Source organism: Synechococcus sp. MIT S9452 (genome assembly GCF_047304245.1).
Taxonomy (GTDB): domain Bacteria; phylum Cyanobacteriota; class Cyanobacteriia; order PCC-6307; family Cyanobiaceae; genus RCC307.
Window position 1 is genome coordinate 2,231,104 of record NZ_CP138956.1, and the last position, 24,054, is coordinate 2,255,157.

25 protein-coding genes are annotated in these 24,054 nt (G+C 61.4%); 15 read left to right on the forward strand and 10 right to left on the reverse strand.

Going from position 1 to position 24,054, the window contains the following annotated elements; translation table 11 throughout:
- The first annotated feature begins 82 nt into the window (after positions 1-82).
- From SIB46_RS11950 to kaiC, 3 genes are read left to right on the forward strand one after another with little or no spacing between them, the layout of a single operon-like run.
- A complete protein-coding gene (locus SIB46_RS11950; RefSeq protein WP_413296342.1) occupies positions 83-964 on the forward strand; it encodes a circadian clock protein KaiA in 882 nt (293 codons plus the stop codon).
- A complete protein-coding gene (gene kaiB, locus SIB46_RS11955; protein ID WP_011936241.1) occupies positions 961-1,293 on the forward strand; it encodes a circadian clock protein KaiB in 333 nt (110 codons plus the stop codon). Before SIB46_RS11950 ends, kaiB begins: the two co-directional genes overlap by 4 nt.
- A gap of 24 nt (positions 1,294-1,317) precedes the next feature.
- A complete protein-coding gene (gene kaiC / locus SIB46_RS11960; RefSeq protein ID WP_413296343.1) occupies positions 1,318-2,856 on the forward strand; it encodes a circadian clock protein KaiC in 1,539 nt (512 codons plus the stop codon).
- A 1-nt stretch (position 2,857) separates the two neighbouring features.
- Here the strand turns inward: kaiC and SIB46_RS11965 are convergent, their stop codons facing one another.
- Both SIB46_RS11965 and purD read right to left on the reverse strand, forming a co-directional pair.
- Positions 2,858-4,810 carry an ATP-binding protein gene (locus tag SIB46_RS11965; RefSeq protein WP_413297788.1) on the reverse strand — a complete coding sequence of 651 codons (1,953 nt, stop codon included), beginning with the start codon at positions 4,808-4,810 and terminating at the stop codon, positions 2,858-2,860.
- A 51-nt stretch (positions 4,811-4,861) separates the two neighbouring features.
- Complete coding sequence (gene purD, locus SIB46_RS11970) at positions 4,862-6,157, reverse strand: phosphoribosylamine--glycine ligase (protein ID WP_413296344.1); 1,296 nt, start codon at positions 6,155-6,157, stop codon at positions 4,862-4,864.
- A 48-nt stretch (positions 6,158-6,205) separates the two neighbouring features.
- Between purD and SIB46_RS11975 the strand changes: the two genes are divergently transcribed.
- From SIB46_RS11975 to SIB46_RS12015, 9 genes are read left to right on the forward strand one after another with little or no spacing between them, the layout of a single operon-like run.
- Positions 6,206-8,356, forward strand: a complete 2,151-nt coding sequence (locus SIB46_RS11975) for a hypothetical protein (RefSeq protein ID WP_413296345.1) — start codon at positions 6,206-6,208, stop codon at positions 8,354-8,356.
- Positions 8,353-9,108, forward strand: coding sequence for a phosphoribosylaminoimidazolesuccinocarboxamide synthase (gene purC, locus SIB46_RS11980; protein WP_413296346.1), 756 nt, complete (start codon positions 8,353-8,355; stop codon positions 9,106-9,108). The genes SIB46_RS11975 and purC overlap by 4 nt, the downstream gene beginning before the upstream one ends.
- A gap of 44 nt (positions 9,109-9,152) precedes the next feature.
- On the forward strand, positions 9,153-11,432 hold the full coding sequence (locus SIB46_RS11985) for a BamA/TamA family outer membrane protein (protein ID WP_413296347.1): 2,280 nt from the start codon (positions 9,153-9,155) through the stop codon (positions 11,430-11,432).
- Between the two features lie 2 nt (positions 11,433-11,434).
- The gene (gene lpxC, locus SIB46_RS11990) at positions 11,435-12,322 is read left to right on the forward strand and encodes a UDP-3-O-acyl-N-acetylglucosamine deacetylase (RefSeq protein ID WP_413296348.1); all 888 of its coding nucleotides are present in this window, start codon (positions 11,435-11,437) and stop codon (positions 12,320-12,322) included.
- Positions 12,323-12,781: a 3-hydroxyacyl-ACP dehydratase FabZ gene (fabZ, locus tag SIB46_RS11995; protein WP_186548089.1), complete on the forward strand. Its 459-nt coding sequence runs from the start codon at positions 12,323-12,325 to the stop codon at positions 12,779-12,781.
- 2 nt (positions 12,782-12,783) lie between these two features.
- Positions 12,784-13,608, forward strand: coding sequence for an acyl-ACP--UDP-N-acetylglucosamine O-acyltransferase (lpxA, locus tag SIB46_RS12000; RefSeq protein WP_413296349.1), 825 nt, complete (start codon positions 12,784-12,786; stop codon positions 13,606-13,608).
- Positions 13,608-14,786 (forward strand): lipid-A-disaccharide synthase, encoded by a 1,179-nt coding sequence (gene lpxB, locus SIB46_RS12005; protein WP_413296350.1) that lies wholly within the window; start codon positions 13,608-13,610, stop codon positions 14,784-14,786. Before lpxA ends, lpxB begins: the two co-directional genes overlap by 1 nt.
- Positions 14,783-15,448: a peptide-methionine (S)-S-oxide reductase MsrA gene (msrA, locus tag SIB46_RS12010; protein ID WP_413296351.1), complete on the forward strand. Its 666-nt coding sequence runs from the start codon at positions 14,783-14,785 to the stop codon at positions 15,446-15,448. Before lpxB ends, msrA begins: the two co-directional genes overlap by 4 nt.
- Before the next feature lie 25 nt (positions 15,449-15,473).
- A complete protein-coding gene (locus SIB46_RS12015; RefSeq protein WP_413296352.1) occupies positions 15,474-15,665 on the forward strand; it encodes a hypothetical protein in 192 nt (63 codons plus the stop codon).
- Here SIB46_RS12015 and SIB46_RS12020 read toward each other — a convergent pair.
- From SIB46_RS12020 to SIB46_RS12045, 6 genes are all read right to left on the reverse strand, one after another.
- Positions 15,662-15,892: a hypothetical protein gene (locus SIB46_RS12020; protein WP_186548082.1), complete on the reverse strand. Its 231-nt coding sequence runs from the start codon at positions 15,890-15,892 to the stop codon at positions 15,662-15,664. The two genes, SIB46_RS12015 and SIB46_RS12020, sit on opposite strands and share 4 nt — an antisense overlap.
- A gap of 24 nt (positions 15,893-15,916) precedes the next feature.
- The gene (locus tag SIB46_RS12025; RefSeq protein WP_413296353.1) at positions 15,917-16,798 is read right to left on the reverse strand and encodes an RNA polymerase sigma factor RpoD/SigA; all 882 of its coding nucleotides are present in this window, start codon (positions 16,796-16,798) and stop codon (positions 15,917-15,919) included.
- A gap of 89 nt (positions 16,799-16,887) precedes the next feature.
- Positions 16,888-17,187, reverse strand: coding sequence for a hypothetical protein (locus tag SIB46_RS12030; protein WP_413296354.1), 300 nt, complete (start codon positions 17,185-17,187; stop codon positions 16,888-16,890).
- Between the two features lie 21 nt (positions 17,188-17,208).
- Positions 17,209-18,714, reverse strand: coding sequence for a leucyl aminopeptidase (locus SIB46_RS12035; RefSeq protein ID WP_413296355.1), 1,506 nt, complete (start codon positions 18,712-18,714; stop codon positions 17,209-17,211).
- A gap of 45 nt (positions 18,715-18,759) precedes the next feature.
- Positions 18,760-19,329: a GIY-YIG nuclease family protein gene (locus SIB46_RS12040; RefSeq protein WP_413296356.1), complete on the reverse strand. Its 570-nt coding sequence runs from the start codon at positions 19,327-19,329 to the stop codon at positions 18,760-18,762.
- Between the two features lies 1 nt (position 19,330).
- On the reverse strand, positions 19,331-19,924 hold the full coding sequence (locus SIB46_RS12045) for a hypothetical protein (protein ID WP_413296357.1): 594 nt from the start codon (positions 19,922-19,924) through the stop codon (positions 19,331-19,333).
- Positions 19,925-20,023: 99 nt separating this feature from the next.
- Here SIB46_RS12045 and SIB46_RS12050 point away from each other — a divergent pair, with 99 nt between their 5' ends.
- Positions 20,024-20,347, forward strand: coding sequence for a DUF1825 family protein (locus tag SIB46_RS12050; RefSeq protein ID WP_413296358.1), 324 nt, complete (start codon positions 20,024-20,026; stop codon positions 20,345-20,347).
- A gap of 46 nt (positions 20,348-20,393) precedes the next feature.
- Positions 20,394-21,641 carry a tyrosine--tRNA ligase gene (tyrS, locus tag SIB46_RS12055; RefSeq protein ID WP_413296359.1) on the forward strand — a complete coding sequence of 416 codons (1,248 nt, stop codon included), beginning with the start codon at positions 20,394-20,396 and terminating at the stop codon, positions 21,639-21,641.
- A 1-nt stretch (position 21,642) separates the two neighbouring features.
- Here tyrS and SIB46_RS12060 read toward each other — a convergent pair whose 3' ends face one another.
- Entirely contained in the window at positions 21,643-22,083 is a 441-nt protein-coding gene (locus tag SIB46_RS12060) for a cupin domain-containing protein (protein ID WP_413296360.1), read from the reverse strand.
- A gap of 25 nt (positions 22,084-22,108) precedes the next feature.
- Here SIB46_RS12060 and pyrF point away from each other — a divergent pair, with 25 nt between their 5' ends.
- The gene (gene pyrF, locus SIB46_RS12065) at positions 22,109-22,861 is read left to right on the forward strand and encodes an orotidine-5'-phosphate decarboxylase (protein WP_413297789.1); all 753 of its coding nucleotides are present in this window, start codon (positions 22,109-22,111) and stop codon (positions 22,859-22,861) included.
- Here pyrF and SIB46_RS12070 read toward each other — a convergent pair.
- Positions 22,858-24,030, reverse strand: a complete 1,173-nt coding sequence (locus tag SIB46_RS12070) for a glycosyltransferase family 4 protein (protein ID WP_413297791.1) — start codon at positions 24,028-24,030, stop codon at positions 22,858-22,860. The genes pyrF and SIB46_RS12070 overlap by 4 nt on opposite strands.
- Between the last annotated feature and the right edge of the window lie 24 nt (positions 24,031-24,054).

Genomic DNA, 24,054 nt, shown 5'->3' on the forward strand with positions numbered 1-24,054 from the left:
AAGACAAACAATGATCCTGCCTTGTTGCTTTTCCTTCCGTCAAGACTGTTGAGGCAATCCGCGGCTGTTCCAGCGCTCAACGATGGCGGTGACGGAACTCGTAATCGGCGCCCTGGTTCGCAATGAGTTGCTCTTGAAGTCTTGCCGTCAGTGGTTGCGTGAGGCGGACCGTTTTCGGCTGGAGGTGATCCCGCTCAATCCAGAGTCTTTATTTGATGCGCTGCAAGCACGTTGGGAGGATCTTGATGGGGTACTGATCGAGCAGGGCGCCCTCGATCGCCATGGCCTGGATCAGCTCAGAACCCAGGGCATGTTGCTGCCGGCTGTGGTGCTTGGTGATGTCACCGGCGAGGTGGATTACCACGACGCCGAGGTGCATTTGCAGGCTGATCAGCTCGAGCAGCTGCCGTACAACCTGGATGCTGCGGTGTTGCGCTTTCTCGAGCGCAGCCAGGCCAAAGGCCGAAGCCCCTCACCGACTGAGTTGCCCCAGGGCAGTGATCAGTGGCGGCTCTCCCAACGGCTGGAAGAGCGCATTGGCTTTTTAGGGGTCTTCTACAAGCGTGATCCCCGCCTGTTCCTGCGCAACCTTCCAACTGATGAGCGCAGTGAACTGTTGGCGTCGCTCGAGCGCAGCTATCGCGACGTGCTGCTGAGCTATTTCCGCGACCCACCGGCGGCGAACCAAGCCATTGAAAGCTTCGTGAATACGGCCTTCTTCTGTGATTTGGCTATTACTCGTGCGGTGGAGATCCATATGAAGTTGATCGATGGTTGGTCGAAGCAGCTGGCCCTGGAGGGACACAAGAGCGATTTCCTACAGGACTACCGCCTCGCCCTGCTGGATGTGATGGCTCACTTGTGTGAGATGTATCGGCGCTCGATCCCTCCAGAGAGCGCTGGCACCGGTGTTCGCGCATCAGCTGGCACGGCCCTTGCCCAGCAGGAGGAGTCCCCCTCATGAGCCCTCGCAAGACCTACATCCTCAAGCTGTACGTGGCGGGCAACACGCCCAATTCCATGCGTGCGCTGAAGACCCTGCGGAACATCCTTGAGACCGAATTCCTTGGCGTCTATGCGCTCAAGGTGATTGATGTGCTCAAGCAACCACAGCTGGCTGAGGAAGACAAAATCCTGGCCACACCAACCCTGGCCAAGATCCTACCGCCCCCGGTACGGCGCATCATTGGCGACCTATCTGACCGTGAGCGGGTGCTGATTGGTCTGGATCTTTTGTATGAGGAACTCAGTGATGATTCCAATGCTCAGGTCCTTGACGATTTTTCTGAATAGCCTGGGGCTATGACCTCTCCATCGATGCCTGATCCGTCCCCCGAGATGCGTCTGTCGCAGGTCCAGAAGTTGCCAACCGGCATCGAGGGCTTTGACGACGTTTGCAAGGGCGGCCTGCCGATTGGGCGCTCCACCCTGATCAGCGGAACCTCCGGTACGGGCAAAACCGTCTTTTCGCTGCATTTCCTCTACAACGGAATCCAGCACTTTGATGAGCCTGGGATTTTTGTCACGTTTGAGGAATCGCCCCTCGATATCCTCCGCAACGCGGCCAGCTTTGGCTGGGATCTGCAGTCGATGGTGGAGAACGACAAGCTCTTCATTCTTGATGCATCCCCTGATCCTGAAGGCCAGGATGTTGCCGGTAATTTCGATCTCTCAGGCCTGATTGAGCGCATCGATTACGCCATTCGTAAGTACAAAGCCAAGCGGGTCGCCATTGATTCGATCACCGCTGTCTTTCAGCAGTACGACGCGGTGTCCGTGGTGCGGCGGGAGATCTTCCGTCTGATTGCTCGGCTCAAGGAGATCGGCGTCACCACGGTGATGACGACCGAACGCATCGACGAATACGGCCCGATCGCTCGCTATGGCGTTGAGGAGTTTGTCTCCGACAACGTGGTGATTCTGCGCAACGTGCTGGAGGGTGAACGCCGCCGCCGCACCTGCGAGATTCTCAAGCTGCGCGGCACCACGCACATGAAGGGGGAATTCCCCTTCACCATGGGCCTGCATGGCATCAGCATCTTCCCGCTGGGAGCGATGCAACTGACCCAGAGTTCCTCGAATGTGCGGCTCAGCTCGGGTGTGCCGCGGCTCGATGAGATGTGCGGCGGTGGTTTCTTCAAGGATTCGATCATCCTGGCCACGGGCGCGACGGGCACCGGCAAGACGCTGTTGGTGAGCAAGTTCCTGGAGGACGCTTGCCGCAACAAAGAGCGGGCCATCCTGTTTGCCTACGAAGAGTCCCGATCGCAGCTGCTGCGCAATGCCACCAGCTGGGGTATCGACTTCGAGCAGATGGAGTCCGATGGACTGCTCAAGATCATCTGCGCCTACCCCGAATCCACTGGACTTGAGGATCACCTTCAGATCATCAAGACCGAGATCAGCCAGTTCAAGCCATCACGCATGGCGATCGATTCCCTCTCGGCTTTGGCCCGGGGCGTGAGCCACAACGCCTTCCGTCAGTTTGTGATTGGCGTGACGGGTTATGCCAAACAGGAGGAGATCGCCGGCTTCTTCACGAACACATCCGAGGAGTTCATGGGGAGCCACTCGATCACGGACTCCCACATCTCCACCATCACCGACACGATCCTGCTGCTGCAGTACGTGGAGATTCGCGGTGAGATGTCTCGGGCGCTGAACGTGTTCAAGATGCGTGGCTCCTGGCACGACAAGGCCATCCGTGAATTTGTGATCACGGGCAATGGCCCAGAGATCAAAGATTCCTTCGCCAACTTCGAGCGGATCATCAGTGGTGTGCCCCACCGCATCACCACCGACGAACGCAACGAGTTGGCTCGCATCGTCCGCGGCGTCGACAGCGATCCTGGTTAGATCAGCTCAACGCCAACGCTTTGCGTTCGGCGTTGATGATCAATTCATCCTCATCGGCTCCCTCGAGGGGGAGATCGAACCAGAAGGTGGTGCCAATGCCCAGCTCGCTCACCATCGAAATATCGCTGCCGTGCTTCTGCAGGATGCCCCGCACGATCGAGAGGCCGAGACCGGTTCCCGCTTCGGTGTGAACAGCGTTTTCAACGCGGTAGAAGCGTTCAAACACGCGCCGGCAATCCTCTTCGCTGATGCCGGTGCCGCTGTCGGCCACCTCCACCCGTAGACGCGGCAGAGGGGAGCTGGCGTCATCGGCTTTGATCGGGCAGGTGTCTGGCCATAGATAGGCCCGAAGCTGCACCATGTCGCCGGAGGTGCTGAACTTCACGGCGTTGCCCACCAGGTTGTCGAACACCTGCAGCAGCAGGTCGTAATTGCCGCGAATGCGCGGCAATGAGGGCGGCACGGCCAAGTCAAGGCTGACGCCTTTGTCATCGGCGTTGAGTTTGTAAGTGCGCAGGGTTTGCTCCATTGCGGCTTCCACCTCGGTGGGTTCAAAGCTCCAAACCCGATCGGACTCCAACCTGGAGAGATCAAGCACGTCGTTCACCAAGCGGGTGAGGCGATCGGTTTCAGCATTGGCGGTGGCAAGGAACTCACGGGTCATGTCCTCATCAAGCTGGTCGCCCATGTCGTGGAGGGTTTCCACGTAGCTCTTGATGTTGAACAGCGGCGTGCGCAGTTCATGGGAGACGTTGCTGATGAAACGGCTCTGGGCCGCATTGAGCTCCACCTCCCGCGTTAGATCTTGAACGGTGACAGCAATGCCTTTGAGGGTTTCGCCGCTGCCATCACGCACCGCTTGCAGCACCAAGCGCAACGTGCGGCTCGGTTCATTGATCGAGCAGCGCACCTCAGCGCTGTCGCGCTCACGGCTGCGCACTGCATCAAATGGCTCCTGCAGCTCCATGGTGAGGCTGTCGGGCAGCAGGCTGAGCAGCTCTTGGCCCTCGAGCTTGCGGCCCTCCCAGCGAAACAGCCGCCGCGCTGTTGGATTTACCAGCACCACCTGCCCCTCGGGATCCAGCAGCAGGGCGCCATCGGCCATGGTGGCAATCAGCGACTGCTGCTTGACCTGGGCAGCGGTGAGCTCCTCGATGTTGGCCTCGTCGTAGGCCTCCAATTGGGTGGCCATGGTGTTGAAGCCATTGAGCAGCTCACCCAGCTCACCACCCACCGGCAAAGCAATTCGCGCGCCAAAGTCGCCATCAGCAACCGAACGCACCCCGCGCAGCAGCTCTTTTACCGGCCGCGTGATGGTGAGGGCGTTAAACACAGCGCCCAGGATCACCAGCACCCAGATCGACACGAATACCGCCACCGTCACGTTGCGGGTGAGGGCAGCAGTGGCCAGAACCGCTTCGTTGGGATTAACGCCCAGGGCCATCACGCCGAGGTAGTCCTTGCCGTTGACCATCGGCACAAACACGTCGGTCACCAACCCATCGGGGGTGAGGTGCTGGCGGATGAGGGGATTTTGGGGGCGCTGACGCAGGTCGGAGGGCAATTCCAGCCGGCGGCTGAGCAGTAGATCGTTGCCGCTATCGACCTTGCTGATCGGGATGCCGAGGTAGATGACTCCCTCGGGGTCGGCATAAAAGATGTAGCGAAGGCTGCGGCTGCTGCGCCAGAACTCCTCGGTGACCCGGGCCAGCTCGCGGTCATTGCCTTGAGCTGCCAGTGGAGTCACGTTGCTCGCCAGCAGCAGACCCAGGTCGCGGGCGTAGCGAGTATCGCCCATGCGGGCTTCGGTCTGAATGCCGTTGAGGGCAAAAAATGTCAGCCCCGTCATCACGATGCTGACCACCAAGGTGGCGATGGCCAGCAACTTGGTCTGCAGGCTGAACTCGGCCCACCAGCCGCTGGTGAGGGCCGGCAGCCGGCGCCACCACGGCAGCTTTTCAGTAGCGGCGGAGTTGCTCAGGTGACCCGTTTGGTTCCCCTCAGCCTAAAGACGCCGCACCTGATGGCCGATGTCGCGGCGCAGTTGCATCCCCGCAAACGTCACCTGAGCCAGGCGCTCGTAGGCCTTGGCAAAGGCCTCATCAAAATCATGGCCTTGGGCCACGGCCGCCAGCACCCGGCCCCCGCTGGTGTGCAGATCGCCATTGGCACCGGCTTTCACCCCCGCCGCAAACAGCTGGCTGGACTCCTGGCTGCAATCGAGGCCTGGACCTTCATCACAGATGGGGTCACCCAGTTCTGGTGTGCCTGGGTAACCAGCCGCAGCGGCCACCACACAGGCGCTGCAGAGGGGCGCGATGGTGAGCGCAGGTGCTTGATCGAGTTGTCCGTTGGCGCAGGCCAGCAGCACTTCGGCCAGGTCGCCCTGCAGCAGGGGCATCAGCGTTTGGCATTCCGGATCACCAAAGCGGCAGTTGAATTCGATCACCTGCGGTCCCGTGCTGGTCAGCATCAGCCCCGCATAGATCACCCCGCGGTAGTTGATGCCCCGTTGGCGCAAGGCCTGCACCACCGGTTCCAGGATGGTTGCCTTGACCTGCTGCAGGCCCGCTTCATCGAGTAGTGGCGCTGGCGCATAGGCCCCCATGCCACCGGTGTTCGGCCCCGTGTCGCCCTCGCCGATGCGTTTGTGATCCTGCGCCGGTGGCAGCAGCACCAGCCGCTCACCATCACAGAGGGCAAACACCGAGACCTCTGGCCCCTGGAGGCATTCCTCCAGCACAACCCGCTGGCCGGCATCGCCAAAGCGGCCGGAAAAGCACTCCTCAATTGCGGCAAGTGTTTCTTCCAAGCTGCTGGCCACCGTGACGCCTTTGCCGGCAGCCAGCCCATCGGCTTTAACGACCAAGGCTTGGCCCTGCTCTTGGGCGATGGCTTGGCCCTGCTCAGCGCTGGTGGCCACCCAGAAGCCTGCGGTGGGAACACCGGCTTGCTGCATCAAGGTTTTGGCCCATTCCTTGCTGGCTTCCAGTTGGGCGCCATCGGCTCCGGGGCCAAACACAGCGATCCCAGCGCTTCTGAGTTGATCGGCGAGGCCAGCAGCCAGGGGGGCTTCTGGGCCAATCACCGCCAAGTCGATGCCCAGGGTTTGGCAACAGCTCGCTAACGCTGCGGCATCACTGGCGGCATGGTTGAGCACGGTGCAGCCCGGGATTGCGGCGCTGGCGCCATTGCCGGGGCTGATCCACACCTGCGGTTGCTGCGGGCTGCGAGCCAGGGCCCAGGCCAGGGCGTTTTCTCGCCCTCCATTGCCCACGACCAAAATGCGCTCCACGGCCATACTTGCCGCACCTCCAGCGTTGTTGTGCTCTTCCCTCCTAACGCGGCAATGCTCTCCGCCTTGTTGTTGGCCGCGGCTCCATCCCCCCTTCCAACAGGTGCGCTGCCGACGGAATCGTTTGAGCAGGTGCTGGACACCGGTGATCGTCAGGAGCTGGTGGCGGGTTGCCGCCGGGCCATCAACCTGGGTTTGGATCAGTGGCTACGCCAACTGAGGGCGGCTCTTCTCGAGCTCAATCAAGACACCAGCAGCCTTCAGGTGGTCTTCGCCGATGCCCAGGCGTTGATCAGCTGCAAAGCACCTGATGCGGCCCTGCAAGTGCTCGCCCGCATCAGCCCCGATGAAGAGCCCGAGCGTCAGCGCTGGTTGCTGCTGCAGTGGCGCGCTGCATCGGATGGTTTGGATCAGCGCCGAGCGGCGCTGGCACTGAAGCGTTTTGCCCAAGGTTCAGCCGAGCGGCTCAACAGCCAACAGCTCACCTTGAAGGAGCCTCAAGCTCCTGGTGAACTGCCTTTGCAGCGCTCGGCCTTGGATGTCCAAGCTGCGCAGCTCGAGGCCAATGGCGATGTCGTTGCGGCGATGGAGCTTTTGCAGACGCCAGCGGCTACATCGCTGTTAACCGCTCAGCGCAACCAGCAGGCGGCCGTGTGGTTGGCAGCCGAGGGTCAGCCTGATCGTGCTGCTGCACTAGCTGGCGCCAGCATTGATCTGGCTGCTGCTGAGGAAGCGTGGGGCTTGAGTGAAGCACTGCTGGATGATCAGCGGCGTTATCAGCTCAGCGCTGCTGATCCCAGTGGTGCTGAGCAGACCAATCAGCGGCGTTTGCGTCTCGCTCGCCGCTTGGCTGATGCCATGGCTGAACGCTCAGCGGTGTTGGCAGCCATTGCGGATCAAACGGCTGCCCCTGCGTTGTCTCAGGAGCTGATTGATCGCCGCGATCCCCTCGAGCGCCGCAGTGGGGCCTTGTTGGATGTGTTGGTTGGCTTGGATGCATCTCCATCCGAGAGCCCTGCTGATCGACTGGCACGGCTGGATTTGGCGGTGGCTTTGGCCAGGCGTTTGGGGCACCGGGAGCGGCTGCTGGATTTGTTGATGCAGCAGGAGCGAGACGCTCGCATTCAGGAAAAGAGCTGGCTGCGCGACCGCATCACGAAGCAAGCGGTGTTGCAGGCCGAAGGCAATCCACTGCGGGAACTGGAGGCCCTCTACCGGCGTCAGCGCCTGTTGTTGGAAGAGCCCAGGTTTGAAACCAACGTTTGGCTTGAGCTTGATCCGGAAGCCAAGGATCTCAAGTTGCAACGCTTGCAGCGCCAGGAGGAGAAACAGCAACGGCTGGAGCAGCGCTGGGCCTATGACCCTTTCCCGGGCAGCTACAGCTTGCCCCAGGTCTTGGAGGACCGTGCACGCTTGCAGTTGGCGCAAGCCAGTGATGGCAGTTGGCTTTTGCCTCCAGCTGTCTTTGGTGAGCTGCCGAGCAGCTTGAGTGCTGAGGCTTATCAGGAGGAGAGCCAAAGGCTCAAGCTGGTGTTTGAGAGCCTCGAGCTCAGTGCTGATGAGCGCGAGGCAGGCCCCTCCCGCTTTGTTGATTTGGCTTACAAGTTGCAGCTGCGCGAGGCGCTTGAGCAACGCCTGGAGCAAGACCTCTTGTATGCCCAGCTGGATGCAGGCGCGGTGGCGCGCCGGGCCGAGTGGTTGCAGTTGGAGCAAGCGCTGGATCCCCAGGGGCCCTTACTGCGTCAGTTGGCAGGATTTGGACGATCGGAGGCGGGCCTGGCGAGCTTGCGCCGGCTGCATGTCGAACAGGATCGGCGCCGCCGCTGGCAGCGCCATCAGGAACTGCAAGCCATCGCAACCGAGGAGCCACTGCTGCAGGACAAGCTGAACTTTGATGTCCCTAGTCCCTGGCAACGGGATGCGATCTTGCGTCCCGCGGAGCGTTTGGCGATCGAGCTCACCGAAGCGTGGGAAGAGTTTCGTGTGGCGCCATCAGAGCGCTCGGCGGCATCGCTGCAGCGCTTGGCCCTCGCTCGCCGCCAAGATGCTGTTGAGCTGGATGCTCTGAGGTTCCGGCTGGCGTTGGTTTTGCCCAGCGGGACGGCAGATCCTGAGTTGGTGGAGCGGCTCAAGGTGTTGGAGCTGCGTCTACGGTCGCCTCAGTCGCAAGGCGGTCATCTTGGGCCGCCCAGTCCAAGCCGATGACGGCATTGCAAATCCAGGGTCTGCTTCACGAGGGCAAAGCCAAGAAGGTGTTTCAGACCGATCGCCCTGGTGTGGTGGCGGTGCAATACAAGGACGACGCCACAGCGTTTAATGCCCAAAAAAAAGCCCAGCTCGCTGGCAAAGGCCTGTTGAATTGGGAAATTTCAGCTCGGTTGTTTGAAGCTCTGGAAGCCCAGGGCATTTCCAGCCACTACCTGGGCTGCCTAGAACCGGGCTGGATGGTTGTTCAGGAAGTTGAGATCGTTCCTGTGGAGGTGGTGCTGCGCAACCGAGCAGCTGGCTCGCTCTGCCGCCAATTGCCGATCAAGCCCGATACGCCCCTGCAGCCGGCTCTGCTTGACCTCTACTACAAGGACGATGCGTTGGGGGATCCGCTGCTCACCGAGGCGCGTTTGGAACTGATGCAATTGCTTTCAGCTGCTGAGCGCGTTGAGTTGGAGCGACTGGCCAGGGCCGTTAATGCTGCTTTGCAAACGCTGATGCGGCCGCTGCAGCTGGAGCTGGTGGATTTCAAATTGGAGTTTGGCCGCAGCGCCGATGGCCGTTTGTTGCTGGCCGATGAGATCAGTCCAGACACCTGCCGGCTTTGGGAGGTGGGTGTGGCGGATGCCGAGCACCGCATCTTGGATAAAGATCGCTTCCGTAAGGATCTCGGCGGTGTTGTCGAGGCCTATGGGGAGGTCCTCAAACGGGTCCAAGGGCTTGGGTCAAGCCCCCGGCAATACCGGTAAGTTCGGCGCGCTTGCGGCCATGCCGCTGTTTGCTGCCCCACACCATGGCTAAGGGCTCGTCCCGTACCTCCCGTGCCCAACTGCTTGGAAGCCTGCTGGCTTCTGGAGTGGTTGCTCCATTGGTGGGAGTTGCTCCTTTTGGTTTGCAAGCGCAAGCACAAGAGCAAGAGCAACCCTCTGCCCCCAGCTCGGAGCAGGTCGATTCACCTGGTACCACGCCGGCTGAGCCAGCCGCTGAGCCCCAGGTGCTGGTGAGCGAAGTGTTGGTGGAAGGTCTGGAGGGCCACCCCGATCGCGAACGTCTCGAGCGTGCTGTCTACGACTCCCTCACGGTGAGGCCCGGCACTACTACCAGCCGCAGCGCTGTAAAGGCGGATATCGATGCCATCTATGCCACCGGTTGGTTCAGTGATGTGAGGGTTCGGCCTACCGATGGCCCTCTGGGTGTTCGATTGCTGGTGACGGTGTCACCCAACCCGGTGTTGACCGAGGTGGTGCTCAATAACCCCGATGCCTTGCTGCCCAAGCAAGAAATTCAGGAGGTGTTTGCAACCGATTACGGCCGCACCCTCAATCTCAAAACCTTGGAGCGGCGCGTTAAGGCTCTGCAGAAGTGGTACGCCAGTGAGGGCTATTCCCTGGCACGCATCACAGGACCTACCCGGGTGAGTCCAGAGGGTGTGGTTGAACTCTCTGTGCGGGAAGGCGTTGTTGAGGGCATCAAGGTTCAGTTCCTCAATGCCAATGGCGATGCCACCAATGAAGACGGTGAGCCTGTTCGCGGCAAAACCAAGGAGTGGGTGGTCGACCGGGAGATTTCCCTGCGCCCCGGTGAGTTGTTCAACCGGCGCGAATTAGAGGGCGATATCAAGCGCCTTTATGCCACGGGCCTTTTCGCGGATGTGAAGGTCACCTTGAAGCCCATTCCAGCCAAGCCTGGCGAAGTCCAGATTGTGCTTGGGGTGATTGAGCAGTCCACCGGCTCACTCTCCGGCGGTATTGGTTACAGCCAAAGCCAGGGTTTGTTTGGCCAGGTGCAGCTGGCCGAAAGCAATCTTTTTGGCAATGCCTGGGATGTGGGCACCAACATCACCTATGGCCAGTACGGAGCCTTGGCAGATGTGAGTTGGAATATCCCTTGGATCAAGGGAGATCCCAACCGTAGTGGCCTGCGAATGAAGGCATTCCTGAGCCGTGAAATACCTCAGGTGTTCCAAAGCACCGACGATGGTTCTATACGCACTTTGAGAGGTTTTTATGAGCCTCCGGCGAGGTTAGAAACCGATTCGGCAGCCCTCAATCGAGAGCTCGGATTCCCTTCAAATTATGTTTACAACATTGATGATCTAGGTGCCAATAACATTAGACAAGCAAAATCATCGCCACTGGCTTTGTACAACGGGAAAATATTAACTGGGGAAAGCTTCTATCTTTATGATCCTGAAGGTGATTTAGCTCGAGTTCAGCGGACTGGTGGCAATGTGCAATACATCCGGCCGCTCCGTGGCGGTGATCCCTATAAGAAAAACCTCTGGACTTTAATTTTTGGTCTCAGCGCACAAGAGGCTGTCACTATGAATGGTGATGGAGTTCCTCGTGCCTTTGGTGCTGCGCCGTTTAAGAATTCTGGTGAGCGCCCATCGCGGGCTACTCCGGATGAGATTATGTGTTTGGCTTTTAATTGCGCCACATCTAATCATCTTGTCGGCGCGAGGGTTGCAGCTTCTTATAACAATTTGGATGACAATAAGAATCCTCGTTCCGGAAGCTTTGTCACCGCTACATCCGAGCAATACGTGAGTGTTGGTGAAAATTCGCCAACTTTCAACAGGCAGAGAATGACTGCTACTCATTTCATACCGGTGAATTGGATCAACTTCTACAAAGGGTGCCGGCCCAAGAAAGGTGAAGCAGAGGATTGTCCACAAGCCATGGCATTTCAGGTCACTGCAGGTAACGTTATTGGCACAAGTAACTTGCCTCCTTACGAAGCTTTTTGTGTTGGTGGTAACAACTCGGTTCGTGGTTTCAGTAATTGTGATCTAGGCGTTGGTTCTAGTTACGTGGAGGGAACCATCGAATACCGCTTCCCGATTTTCAAAATCATTAGTGGTGAATTCTTCGTTGATGCTGGTTCCATGATCGGCAGCCAAGGCGATGTGCCCGGCAAGCCTGGTGAGCTGTTGCTCAAGCCTGGCCAGGGCTTCTCGGTTGGTACGGGTGTGATCCTCACCACGCCCGTGGGCCCGCTGCGTTTGGAGGTGGCGACGCGCGACTGGACTGGTGACTACCGCTTCAACGTGGGTGTTGGTTTTAAGTTCTGAGCGTGATCTGGGCTTCTGACTACAGCCGTGCCTACGCGCTGGCGGCAGCTGTTGAGCGCCGCGGGGTGGGCTTGCATTCTGGTCAGGACTGCCTGGTGCGCCTGGAGCCTGGTTCCAAGCCTGGCTTTTGGGTTGGCTTCCTCGATCAACCCGATCAAAAGCCTGTCTTGCTTGCGCCTGATCAGGTGCGCGACACCCGCCTGTGCACGGCCCTGGAGATTGGCGGCCGGCCCCTGGCCACGGTGGAACACTTGCTCGCGGCTCTGGCCGGTGTTGGCTTGACCCAGGCCGAAATATGGCTTGAGGGCCATGAGATCCCTCTGCTGGATGGGTCGGCATTGCCCTGGGTGGAGGCGATTGCTGAGGCTGGCTTGGTTGATCTGGGGCCTCGGGCGCCATTGCCTCCGTTGGCGGCTCCAATTAGTTGTCAGCGCGGTGACAGCTTTGTGCAGGCGTTGCCTTCCGATCAGCTGCTGCTCTCGGCAGCCATTGAGTTTCCGCAGCCCGCCATCGGCCGCCAGCTGTTCAGCCTGGTGCTGAGCCCGGAATCGTTTGTTCGCGAGATCGCCCCAGCGCGCACCTTTGGCTTCAAAGATCAGGTGGAGCAGCTCCGGGAAGCCGGTTTAATTCAAGGCGGCGCCTTGGATAACGCCTTGGTGTGTGATGGCGATAAGTGGGTGAACCCGCCGCTGCGCTTTGCCGATGAGCCTGTGCGCCACAAACTGCTCGATTTGATTGGCGATCTGGCTCTGGTGGGCTTGCCCCTGGCTCAAGTGATGGCGTTCCGGGCGTCCCATAACCTCCATACCCAGTTGGCTGCTGCTTTGGCCGCCAGCTCTGCTCCTCTCGCTGCGGTCACATCCCGCGGTGATCTTCCCAGCGTTGCCTGAATGTCTGCTTCCTCCACGGCCCACTCCCCCTTGATGAGCAGCGAGCAGATCATGAATCTGCTGCCGCACCGGTATCCCTTTGCCCTGGTGGACCGGGTTTTGGAGCATGAGCCCGGAAAGCGGGCCGTGGCGATCAAAAACATCACCTTGAATGAGCCCCAATTCCAGGGGCATTTCCCTGGCCGGCCGTTGATGCCCGGAGTGTTGATCGTTGAAGCCATGGCCCAGGTGGGTGGGTTGATCGTGACCCAGATGCCAGATCTGCCGAAGGGCTTGTTTGTTTTTGCTGGCATTGATGGGGTTCGTTTCCGCCGCCCGGTTGTGCCCGGCGATCAGTTGCGCATTACTTGTGAACTGCTCAGCCTCAAGCGTCAGCGCTTTGGCAAGGTGCGGGCTGAAGCCACCGTTGATGGTGAGCTGGTCTGCTCTGGTGAGCTGATGTTCTCGTTGGTGGATTGACGATGGGCAGCTCCGCACTCGCTCCTCAGATTCATCCCACCGCGGTGGTTGATCCGGCGGCGCAGATTGACGGCGGCGTCAGCATTGGCCCCTATGCCGTGATCGGCCCCGAGGTGCGCATCGGCTCCGGCACCTCGATTGGCCCCCATGTGGTGCTCGATGGCCGCGTGCGCCTGGGCCGTGACAACAAAATTTTTGCTGGGGCCTGCATCGGTCAGGAGCCCCAAGACCTCAAGTACCGAGGAGCACCGACTGAGGTGGTGATTGGTAATCAGAACACCATCCGAGAGTGCGTCACGATCAACCGCGGCACCAACGAAGGTGAAATCACCCGCATCGGTGATCGCAACTTGCTGATGGCCTACTGCCATCTCGGCCACCAATGCGAGCTGGCCAACGACATCATCATGTCGAACGCCATCCAGGTGGCAGGCCATGTGGTGATTGAAGATCGTGCCGTGATTGGTGGTTGTTTGGGCATTCACCAATTCGTTCATATCGGCCGCATGGCCATGGTGGGCGGCATGACCCGCGTGGACCGGGATGTGCCTCCTTTTTGTTTGGTGGAAGGACACCCAGGCCGGGTGCGTGGTTTGAATCGGGTAGGCCTGCGCCGCAGTGGCTTTGCCGAGCAGCACGAAGGACGCGAGATGCGCCAGCTACAGGAGATCTGGTCGCTGCTCTACCGCTCTGAGCATGTGATCGCTGAGGGCTTGAAGCTTGCTCGAGCGCAAGAGCTGCTCCCGGCGGCTGAACACCTCTGCTCGTTTTTGGAAGGATCGCTGACCAAGGGGCGCCGCGGCCCGATGCCAGCCGCCAGCCGCTAATGGTGCGCGTGCTGATCAGCACCGGTGAGGTGTCTGGTGATCTGCAAGGCAGCTTGTTGGTGGAGGCTCTCCACCGGCAGGCGGCAGCGCGCCAGATTCCCTTGGAGGTTTTAGCCCTCGGTGGCCCCCGCATGCAGGCCGCTGGAGCTGAGCTCCTTGCTGATACGGCGCCGCTCGGTTCGATTGGTCTTTTGGAGCATCTGCCTCAGGTGCTGCCAACGCTGAAGCTGCAGGCTCAGGTGAACCGCGAGCTGCTCCAGCGGCCGCCGGATGCCGTGGTGCTGATCGACTACATGGGCGCCAATGTGCGTTTGGGCAAGCGCTTGCGGCGGCAGCTGCCCGAGGTGCCCATCACCTATTACATCGCTCCCCAGGAATGGGCCTGGAGCATGAACGATGGCGGTACCACCAGCCTGCTGAAGTTCACTGATCGCATCCTGGCGATCTTTCCTGATGAGGCCTCGTTTTATGAGTCCCATGGGGCGGCGGTCACCTGGGTGGGCCATCCCCTGGTGGATTTGGCGGCTGATCGGTTGAGCAGGAGTGAAGCGCGCCAGCAGTTGGGGCTTGCCCCCGATGGCCGGCTGTTGCTGCTGTTCCCGGCCTCGAGGCCGCAAGAGCTGAACTATCTGATGCCGGTGTTGGCCCAGGTGGCGGCCCAGCTGCAGGCCCGAGATCCCGATTTATCGGTGATCGTTCCAGCGGGCTTAAGTCGTTTTGAGCAGCCCTTGGCCGAGGCCCTCGAGGCTGCTGGGGTGCGCGGGCGAGTCATTCCCGCTGATCAAGCGGATGCCCTCAAGCCCGCCCTGTTTGGAGCGGCAGATTTGGCGCTTGGCAAGTCAGGCACCGTCAACCTGGAGCTGGCGTTGCAGGGGGTTCCCCAGGTGGTGGGCTATCGGGTCAGCCGGCTCACGGCTTGGGTGGCCCAGCATCTGCTGCGTTTCAAGGTGGAGCACATTTCGCCTGTGAACTTGCTGCTTAAAGAGCGCTTGGTGCCGGAGCTGCTGCAAGACAGCTTCACGGTGGATGAGTTTTTGGCCCAGGCTGTGCCGCTATTGGAAGACAAGTCATGCCGCGCCCGCGTGTTCGATGGCTACCAGCGGCTGCGGCAGACCCTGGGCAGCCCTGGGGTGACCGACCGCGCTGCAGCGGCCATCCTCGAGGCCATTCCCCAATGAAGCGGCGATTGCTCTGGCTGCTGGCTTCTGTGTTGGTGGCGCTGGCATCTCTGCTGGGGCCAACCTCTGCTGTTTGGGCTGCTGATCCCCAGCAGGCGGTGTTTGCCGGGGGGTGTTTTTGGTGCCTTGAGCACGATCTCGAGGTGCTGCCTGGGGTGATCTCGGCTGAAAGCGGCTACTCCGGCGGCAGCACGGCCAATCCCAGCTATCAACAGGTGAGCAGTGGCCGCACCGGCCACGCTGAGAGCGTGTTGGTGCGTTTCGATCCGGATCGCATCAGTTACGCCACTTTGCTGCGAGCCTTTTGGCGCAACGTGGATCCCTTCGATGGCGAGGGCCAGTTCTGTGATCGTGGCAGCTCCTATCGCCCGGTGATCTTCACCGGCTCAGCCGATCAGCTGGAGCAGGCCAGTGAAAGCGCCCGCTTGGCGGCCCAAGAGCTCGCCACTGCTGAGCCTTTGGCAGTGACGATCGAACCGCTGAAACGCTTCTGGCCGGCTGAGGACTATCACCAGGATTACGCCGAGCGCCAAGCCCTCACTTACAACTTCTACCGCTGGCGTTGCGGCCGTGATGCCCGGCTCGATGCGGTCTGGGGAGAGCAGGCGCGCTTGCCAGTGGTGTGGAAGACCGCCCCTGCATTTCCTACAAACGCAGGCTAAGTTGCGGTCAGACCGCGGAGGTGGAATGTATCTGCTGACCATTCGCGAGGGATTGTCGACCCGTTACATCGGTCCATATGAGAGCCCCAAGCACGCAGCAGATGACCTCGACCGTCTGCTTGAGAACTGTGATGACCGGGCGCGCTGGCAGATCCACGAGCTGCAATCGCCGGCCACGCTGAGCGATCAGCAAGAAGCGCAGCCTGTGGTGGCCTAAGGCCTCGGGTAGCCCCTGAGCAAGCCACTTTCAATCATCAAGCCGATGCCTGCATTGATGCATATCAGGCTCAAGGTGCCGATCCAAAACCACGGCTCTGGTGGTGTAGAGCCGCGCCGTACCACCGCTTCACCAAATAGGCAAAGCCCAGCTGGCAGAAGCAGAACTCCCACTTGAGCCCGCAGGTACCACTGCCATTTGGGGCTGATTCGGCGCCGCGCAGCCATGCCATTGCGCTGAGGGATTTCAACCTACGCCGCTGCCGTTTGTGCTTCCGCGCAGCGGCGCAGCTTGCGTAGGGCGTTGTGCTCCAGCTGCCGTGTGCGTTCGCGGCTGATGCCAAAGCGGTCAGCCAGCTGTTGGTAGGGGGTGCGTTCGTCGCTATGGCGCGCTCGCACCACGGTGGCCTCGCGCTCGCTCAAGCCAGCGCTGCTCAACAGTCCTGTCAGCTGTTCGCTGCGCAGGGTTTGCTCCAGCTGCTCCATCGGGCTGGTGCGGTCGTCTTCGAGTAGGTCCACCAGGCTGCCGTGGTCGGGGTCTGAGCCCATCGGGGTGTCGAGGGAACAGCCACGGCTGAGCAGCTGCGCACGCTCGAGCTCGTGGAGTTGGTCAACGCGTTCGCCCATGGCTTCGGCCAGCTCCTCTGGCTTGGGTTGGCGTCCCAGCTCTTGGCTGAGCCGCCCGTGTGTGCTGCGCAGTCGCCCCAACCGCTCGCTCACCCGGCAGGGCAGCCGCAGGGCTGGGGTTTGCAGCTGAATCGCCCGCTGCAGGGCCTGCTTGATCCACCAATAGGCGTAGGTGCTGAAGCGGTAGCCGGTGCTGGGGTCGTATTTCTCGGCGGCGCGCTGCAGGCCAATCGAGCCCTCCTGCACCAAATCCTCCATGGCCAAGCCGCGCAGGTGCTGTTTTTTGGCTAAGTGCACCACCAACCGCAGGTTGGCTTGCACCAGCCGGCCGCGGGCCCTCAGTCCACGCTTTTGCACTTCCGCTGGCGCTTTCTCAGGGCCGCCAGGGTGGTCCTGCCAGGCGCGCACTTGGCGCCCCAGGCTCACCTCTTCCTCGGGGCTTAAGAGGGCATGACGGCCGATGCTATTGAGCATCCAGCCAAAGCAATCGTTGCTGCCTTTCACCATCACCGCGCTCCTTGCGGCTCTCCCTTCACGGTGAAACGCTCAGTCGTTTGGGGCGATGGGGAGAACCGGACGGTTTGGTTCGGCTCTCCTCAGGAGTCGAGCGGTTGATGCAGCGTTTCCAGGCTGAGGGCCTCCTCCTCTTGGCGCCAGAGCTGGCAGGCGGGGCTGAAGGCTTCAGGGAAGGCGTGGTTGGCTAGATCCATTGTCAGGTGATGGCGCACGCGCAGGTTGGGAATCACCGGCTCGAGGATCTCCTCGGCTTCCCGTTGGAAGCGCTGCCAATCGGCCACAGCGGCTTCGCAAGCTCTGCCGACATCGCCATCCCACTGGCTCGGACTGGTGTTCTCGAACCAGAAGGCGCTGTGGTCAGAGCTGGTGGGCTGGAACAACGTATAAACACCGGAGGTGGATCACCCCTGGCTTAACCCTTCCTTCGCATCAGCAGCAACCGCCTGGCACCACTCCACCAGGGTGCGGACGCCGTAGCCGGTGGCGCCAGAGGGATCGGTGCTGCGGCCCTTGTCGCTCCAGACCGGTCCGGCGATGTCGATGTGGGCCCAGGGGATCTCAGGTTTGACGAACTCCTTGAGGAACAGGGCTGCGGTGATCGAGCCACCGGGACGAGGTCCGGTGTTTTTCATATCGGCCAGTCCGCTCTTGAGCCCGTCTTTGTAGGAGCTCTGCAGTGGCATGCGCCAGAGCCCTTCGCCGGCGCGATGGGCGGCATCACTCAGCTGTTGGGCTAGGCCATCGTCGGGGCTCCAGTAGCCAGCGATTTCATCGCCTAGGGCAATCACGCAGGCCCCGGTGAGGGTGGCCAAATCAACAATCGCATCAGGCTCCAGGCCACAGGCATAGACCAGGGCATCGGCCAGGGTGAGACGCCCTTCAGCGTCGGTGTTGTTGATCTCGATGGTTTTGCCATTGGAGGCCGTCACGATGGCGCCCGGGTAGATCGCCTCAGCGCTGACCATGTTTTCGGTGGCTGCGCTGATCACATGGATCTCCAGCCCCTCAAGCTTGAGTTCCGCCAGGGTGCGGGCCGCTCCAAGCACCGCGCCGCAGCCGCCCATGTCGAACTTCATCAGCTCGATCTGGCTGCCGCCCACCTTGAGGTTGTAGCCGCCGGAATCAAAGGTGAGGCCTTTGCCCACCAAGGCCAGCTTGCGCTTGACAGGGCCTTGCGGGCGAATCACCAGGTGCAGGAACCGCGGCGGGATGCTGGCCCCTTGGGCCACGGCTAAATAGGCCCCCATGCCGCGTTCGCGGCATGCCGCTTCATCGAGAACGGTGAGCTCGCAGCCAAATTGATCAGCGATGGAGCGGGCGGTGGCTTCCAGGCTTAGGGAATTCACCACATTGGGCGGGGCCGCCACCAATTCGCGCGCCAGCATCACGCCTTGGCAAATGGCTTCCTGCTGCGCCAGCTGTTGATCCAGCTCGCTGGCTAGGCCCTGCAGCACGATCTCGCCGGGATCCAGGCTGGGCTTGTTCTCACTGCGGAAGCGCTCGTCTTTGTAGAGAGCGAGCCGGCAGCCCTGCATCAAGGCCGTGAGGGCTTGATCGGGGGCAAAGGCTTCCAGGGGTAAGACCAGCGCCAGTGCCTTGAGGTTGGAACCGCGGCTGGCCAGGGCCAGGCTGGCGGCGGCTTTGCGCAGCGCCAGGCCGTCAAAGTCGTCTGGCTCGCCCAAGCCGCTAATGATCACCAGCGATGGCTGCTGGCCAGGAAAGCTGAAGCTGTGCTTCTCACCGCCTTTGGCTTTGAACTCGCGCTGCTCAAGCAGCAGCTCCAACTGGGAGGCCAGCGCTGGCAGCAGGGCGGCCAACTGCTGCTGCCAGCTGCTGCTGAATAGGCCCAGGGCCACACCATCACAGCCGAGCTCCGCCAGGGGAGCGGAACTGCAGCGGAAGTTCATGACGGCGCAACGGATTGATCGCGCGATCGTACCGGTGCCGCCTAATTAGTGGAGGTCGCTCTGGAACGGTGTCTGCCAGCGCTGGCGGCACTCCTTGTTAAACGGCGGCAGCCAATGGCGAATCTGCTGTTGCTCGACGCGCCTGCGCGCGCGCGCCTCAGCCGGGGCATCGCACCAGAAGCGGATCGTGAAGCGTGGCTGCTGACCACAGCGCACCAGGGCTTCGCCGTAGGCCGCCAAATACGACTTGCAATCGTGCTCACCCTTCCAGCGGCGGTCGGCCTGGCAGGTTTCCCCCACATAGAGCAGCAGCTCCTGGCCGTCGCCGCGGCTGTGGTCGAACACGAAATAGAGGGCAGCCCCATGTTGCAGCGAGTCTGGCCAGCGCCAGAACAGCAGGTGTTGTGGGGGCAGGCTCAAGGGCTCCGGTGGCGCCGCGCTCGGTTCGTGTTGGCCGAACAAGCTGCCTTGGGCGTTGCTGCTGGGCTGCTGGCGCTGCTGCTGCTGAAAGGCCAACACCCGCTGCTGCCAATCCGCCAGCACCTCAGGGCTTAGGGGTAGCTCTGCATCGGGCTGCAGGCCGGCTTGGGGTGTGAACAGATCGAACTGGCGCATTTCAGGATTTCGCCAGGGGAAGTTCAGGTCCGCTGCTGCTGCTGCTTGCAGCTGGCCCAAAGCAAACCTTGCCGATCAGTTCTTCAATCACGCCGGCAGGCAGCAGCAGACGCTCCTGCAGATCAGCAATATCGCGAAAGGGTTGGCGGCTGCGTTCGCGCAGCAGCCGTTGTTGGCGCTCCGGGCTTAATCCCAGGGTCTGCAGTTGCAGGCTGCTGGCGTTGTTGAGATCGAGGGCTGCAGCGACTGGATTGGGTGGTTCGCTGTACCAGCGGAACAGCAGGTGGGGCTGCCACAGCTGCTGCTGCTCAGCGCTGAGCTCCAGCAATCGGGCCAGGTCATCGGCGCCGCTGAATTGCACCCCGCCCCGTTGCAGCCGCACCAATAGATCGGCTTGATCATTGCTGCAGCCCGGCAGCTTGAGCCAGTCGCTGTGGCTGGCCCGGTTCACATCGATTTGCCAGGTGTCAACGGTGGGGCTGTCGAACACCAAAGGTGCAATGGGTTTGGCTGGTTTGGGCGGGCTGGGTAGTTCGCCGCTGGCCTGGAGCAGGCGGCGAGCCAGTGGATCCAGCCAGTGGCGCGGCCGAGCCATGGGCGAAGGCAATGCAATCGATGAGCCAGTATCCGGTCGGAGAACCGCCCTGGCCAGAGGCTGTGGGCCGCTCAGAATGGCGTGTAGAAAGGATCGGCCATGGGGTTCTTTGAATCTGAGATCGTTCAGGACGAAGCCAAACGCCTGTTTGGCGACTACCAATCGCTGATGCAGCTGGGCGGGGAATACGGAAAGTTCGATCGCGAAGGCAAAAAGCTGTTTATTGACCGCATGGAAGAGCTGATGGAGCGCTACCGCGTCTTCATGAAGCGCTTTGAGCTCTCGGAAGATTTCCAGGCCAAGCTCACCGTTGAGCAGCTGCGCACCCAGCTGAGTCAATTCGGCATCACGCCAGAGCAGATGTTTGAGCAAATGAACCTCACGCTCGAGCGCATGAAATCCCAACTCGAAGCTGAGAGCTGAGCCGCGCCCGTACGATCCACTGCCAAGCAGCTCCCGCGCCCTGACCATGCCGGAACAACCGCAGTCTTTGCCGGCATGGCTGGCCCGCGGCATGGCCGACCTGTTTCCGGCTGGTGCACCGGGTGATGCGGATCAGGCCCTGGCGGCACGGCTGGCAGCAGCCCAGGCAGAGGGCCGGCCGCTGCGCATCAAGCTGGGCATCGATCCCACCGGCAGCAACATTCACTTGGGGCACAGCATCTTGTTCCGCAAGCTGCGGGCCTTCCAAGACGCCGGCCACACGGCGGTGTTGATCATTGGGGATTTCACCGCGCGCATTGGCGATCCCACCGGCAAAAGCGCCACGCGTGTGCAGCTGACGGCTGAAGAGGTGGAGGCCAATGCGGCCACCTATCTGGCCCAGTTGGGGCAAGGGCAGCCCAAGGAGCAGGCCCTGCTCGACTTTGAAACGCCCGGCCGCCTTGAGGTGCGCCGCAATAGCGAATGGCTGGCTGATTTGGGCCTGCCCCAGGTCATTGGCCTGTTGGGCACCGCCACCGTGGGCCAGATGCTGGCCAAAGAGGATTTTGCCAAGCGCTACGGCAGCGGCACGCCCATTGCCCTGCACGAATTCCTCTACCCATTTCTGCAGGGCTACGACTCGGTGGCCGTCGATGCCGATGTGGAACTCGGCGGCACCGACCAGAAATTCAATGTGGCCATGGGCCGCGACCTGCAGCGCCATTTCAACCAGCGAACCCAGTTCGGGCTGCTGTTACCGATCCTTGTGGGCCTCGACGGGGTTCAAAAGATGAGCAAGAGCCTCGGCAACACCGTTGGCCTCGAGGAAGACCCGCTCTCGATGTACTCCAAGCTCGAGAAGGTGGGTGATGCCGCCATTGATGACTACATCACCCTGCTGAGCGATCTGGATCTGGCCTCGTTGCCGCAGAACCCGCGGGATAAGCAGAAAGCCATGGCCCTGGCGGTGACCGCTAGCCGCCATGGACTGGAGGCGGCCAGCAAGGCGCAGAGCGATGCCGCGACCCTGGTGGGGGGCGGCGGTGATGCCTCTGCGGACGTGCCGGAGGCTTCGCTTGCTCAGGTGAACTTCCCGGCCAAAGCCTTCTATTTGCTCAGTGCGGTTGGCCTCTGCGCCAGCAGCAGTGAGGCCCGCCGCCAGATCAAAGGTGGTGCTGCGCGGCTAGAGGGGGAGAAGCTCACCGACCCCAACCAGGAGTTTGCCTCGGCGGCGGAGCTGGAGGGCAAGGTGCTGCAGCTCGGTAAAAAGACATTCCGCCGGCTGACAGCTTGATCTACAAGCTTTTCAGTACAGCGAGATCTTCAGCGTCCAGAGGCGTTGGAATCCCTTGCATTAGTGCATCAGCAAAGCCCTCGTCTTTGCTCAGCATGGTCAACAGATAAAGCCTGCCTGGGCCGGGGTTTTCAAGATCGTGCAGGGTGGCTGAGGGCACGACAACAAAGTCTCCACCGCCGCTGCGAATGGATCGATCTTTGAGATGAAAGATCACCTGGCCGCGCAAGACAAAGAACAGTTCAGCCGCTTGGTGGTGGGCATGGGGCGGAACCCGATCACATGGATCGTGGATCTCTAGAAACAGCGATGGCACAGCCTCTGGATCGGAGTTGCCACTGTCGCCATCAGCCGGGGTGCTGAGCAGGGCCAAGCGGCAGTGATCGCCATCGCTGAGGCGAAATCCCTGGAGCTGTTCTGGATGAACGATGCGCGGCAGCATGTTTTTGCGCCAGGACCATCTCAGGATGGTGGGAGATCGACTGGCTGCCTTGATTCCGTCGCTTTTTAATCACCCCGCTGATCGGATCATCGTGGCCCTCGATGGCATGGCGCCCCAGCAGGCCTTGGCTTTCAGCCGCCAGCTCGAGGGGCTGCGTTGGGTGAAGGTGGGCCTGGAGCTGTTTGTGCAGGCGGGCCCTGGGGTGGTGGCGCAGCTGCGGGAGCAAGGGCGGCGGGTCTTTTTGGATCTCAAGTTCCACGACATCCCAGCAACGATGGCGGGTGCCTGCCGGCGGGCCGCGGCGCTGGGGGCCGAGTTGATCACCGTTCATGCCTGCTCCGGCAGCGAGGCGCTTAAGGCGGCGCAAGCTGCCGCTGTTGAGGGAGCCCAAGCGGCGGGGCAACCGCTGCCCACCCTCTTGGCGGTGACGGTGCTCACCAGCTGGCAGGAGCAGCGCATGCAGCAGGAACTCGCCATGGCCCAGGGCATCGCCGAGCGGGTGCCGGCCCTGGCGCAACTCGCCGCCAGTGCAGGCATTGGCGGATGTGTGTGCTCACCACTTGAAGCTGCGGCCCTGCGCCGTCAGCACCCCGAGCCGTTTGCTTTGGTCACCCCTGGGATCCGCCCGAAAGGGGCAGCCGCTGGTGATCAGGCCCGCGTGATGGGTCCTGCAGAAGCCATCGCCGCTGGCGCTAGCCAATTGGTGATTGGCCGGCCGATCACTCAAGCCCATGATCCGGCCGCCGCCTTTGAGCGTTGCTGCGCGGAGCTGGCTTAGGCCACCAGGGGCAAGGGGCTGTTGAGCTCGCGGTAGAGGCGCTCAATTGAATCAATGTTGGCGCTGAGGGTGTAGCGCTCCATCACCCGGCGGCGGGCTTGGCGCCCCAGTTCGGCGGTGAGCAGGCGCTGATCGCGCAGCACCGGCAGCAGGGTGCGCAGTTGGGTGGTCACGCCTTGGGTGCTGATCACGATGCCGGCGCCTCCGGCCAGCACTTCGCCATCGGCGCCCGCATCAGTGGCCACGCAGGCGCAGCCGCTGGCCATGGCTTCCAGCAGGGCCAGTGAGAGCCCTTCCACCAGCGATGGCAGCAGGAACACTTCAGCGGCTTGGAGCAGGGCGGCGCGGCGCTGCTGATCGGCCTCATAGCCCCACCAAATGATGTTCTCTGAGCTGTAAGTGGTTTCCAGGGTGTTGCGCAGGGGGCCGTCGCCCACCACCACCAGAACGCAGCCTTCGGGCTGCACCAATTTCCAAGCCCGTAGCAGGGCCTCCACGTTTTTTTCGGTGGCCAGCCGGCCCATGTAGAGAAAGACCCGGCGGCCGTCAAAGCGCTGCTGCAGATCCGAGCTGCCGGGATGCCAATGGCGCGGGTCCACGCCGTTGGGAATCACCGCTAAACGATCCTCAGGAACCCCCAGTCGGTTGAGCACCTCGGCTTGGAGATCGGAGAACACGATCACCTTGCTGTAGCGGGCAAGCGAGGGGGCATAGAGCTGATAGGTCAGCTGCTGGCCGCCGGCGGTGATGTTGCGCAGGGAGGCATCAAAGGGAGGGTGGAAGGTGGCCACCAGCGGCACCTGCAGTTGCTGGCAGAGCTCGGGCAGGCCGAAATCCAGCGGTGAGAGGGTGAGGCTGGCGTGCACCACATCGGGCTGGATGCGCTCCAGTGATTCCCGCAGCTCGCGGTTGGCCCGCGGTGAGGGAATGGTGTACATCTGCGATTTGACCAGATAGGGCAAGGCCACATCGGGTTGGTCTTCAGCGGCCAGCTCGTGCTCATCGCCAGGGCCAGCTTTCAGCAGCCGGCCGATCTGTGTGGCTGGTGTGTCGAAATGGATGAAATGAATCTCATGGCCCCGATCGCGCAGCGCGGCGGTGGTGGCCAAGCCGTAAGAAACGTTGCCGCAGAAGGGCGATTTTTTCCCGAGCCAGGCGATCCGCATCAACAAAGGATGGGCCAGGGGGGAAAG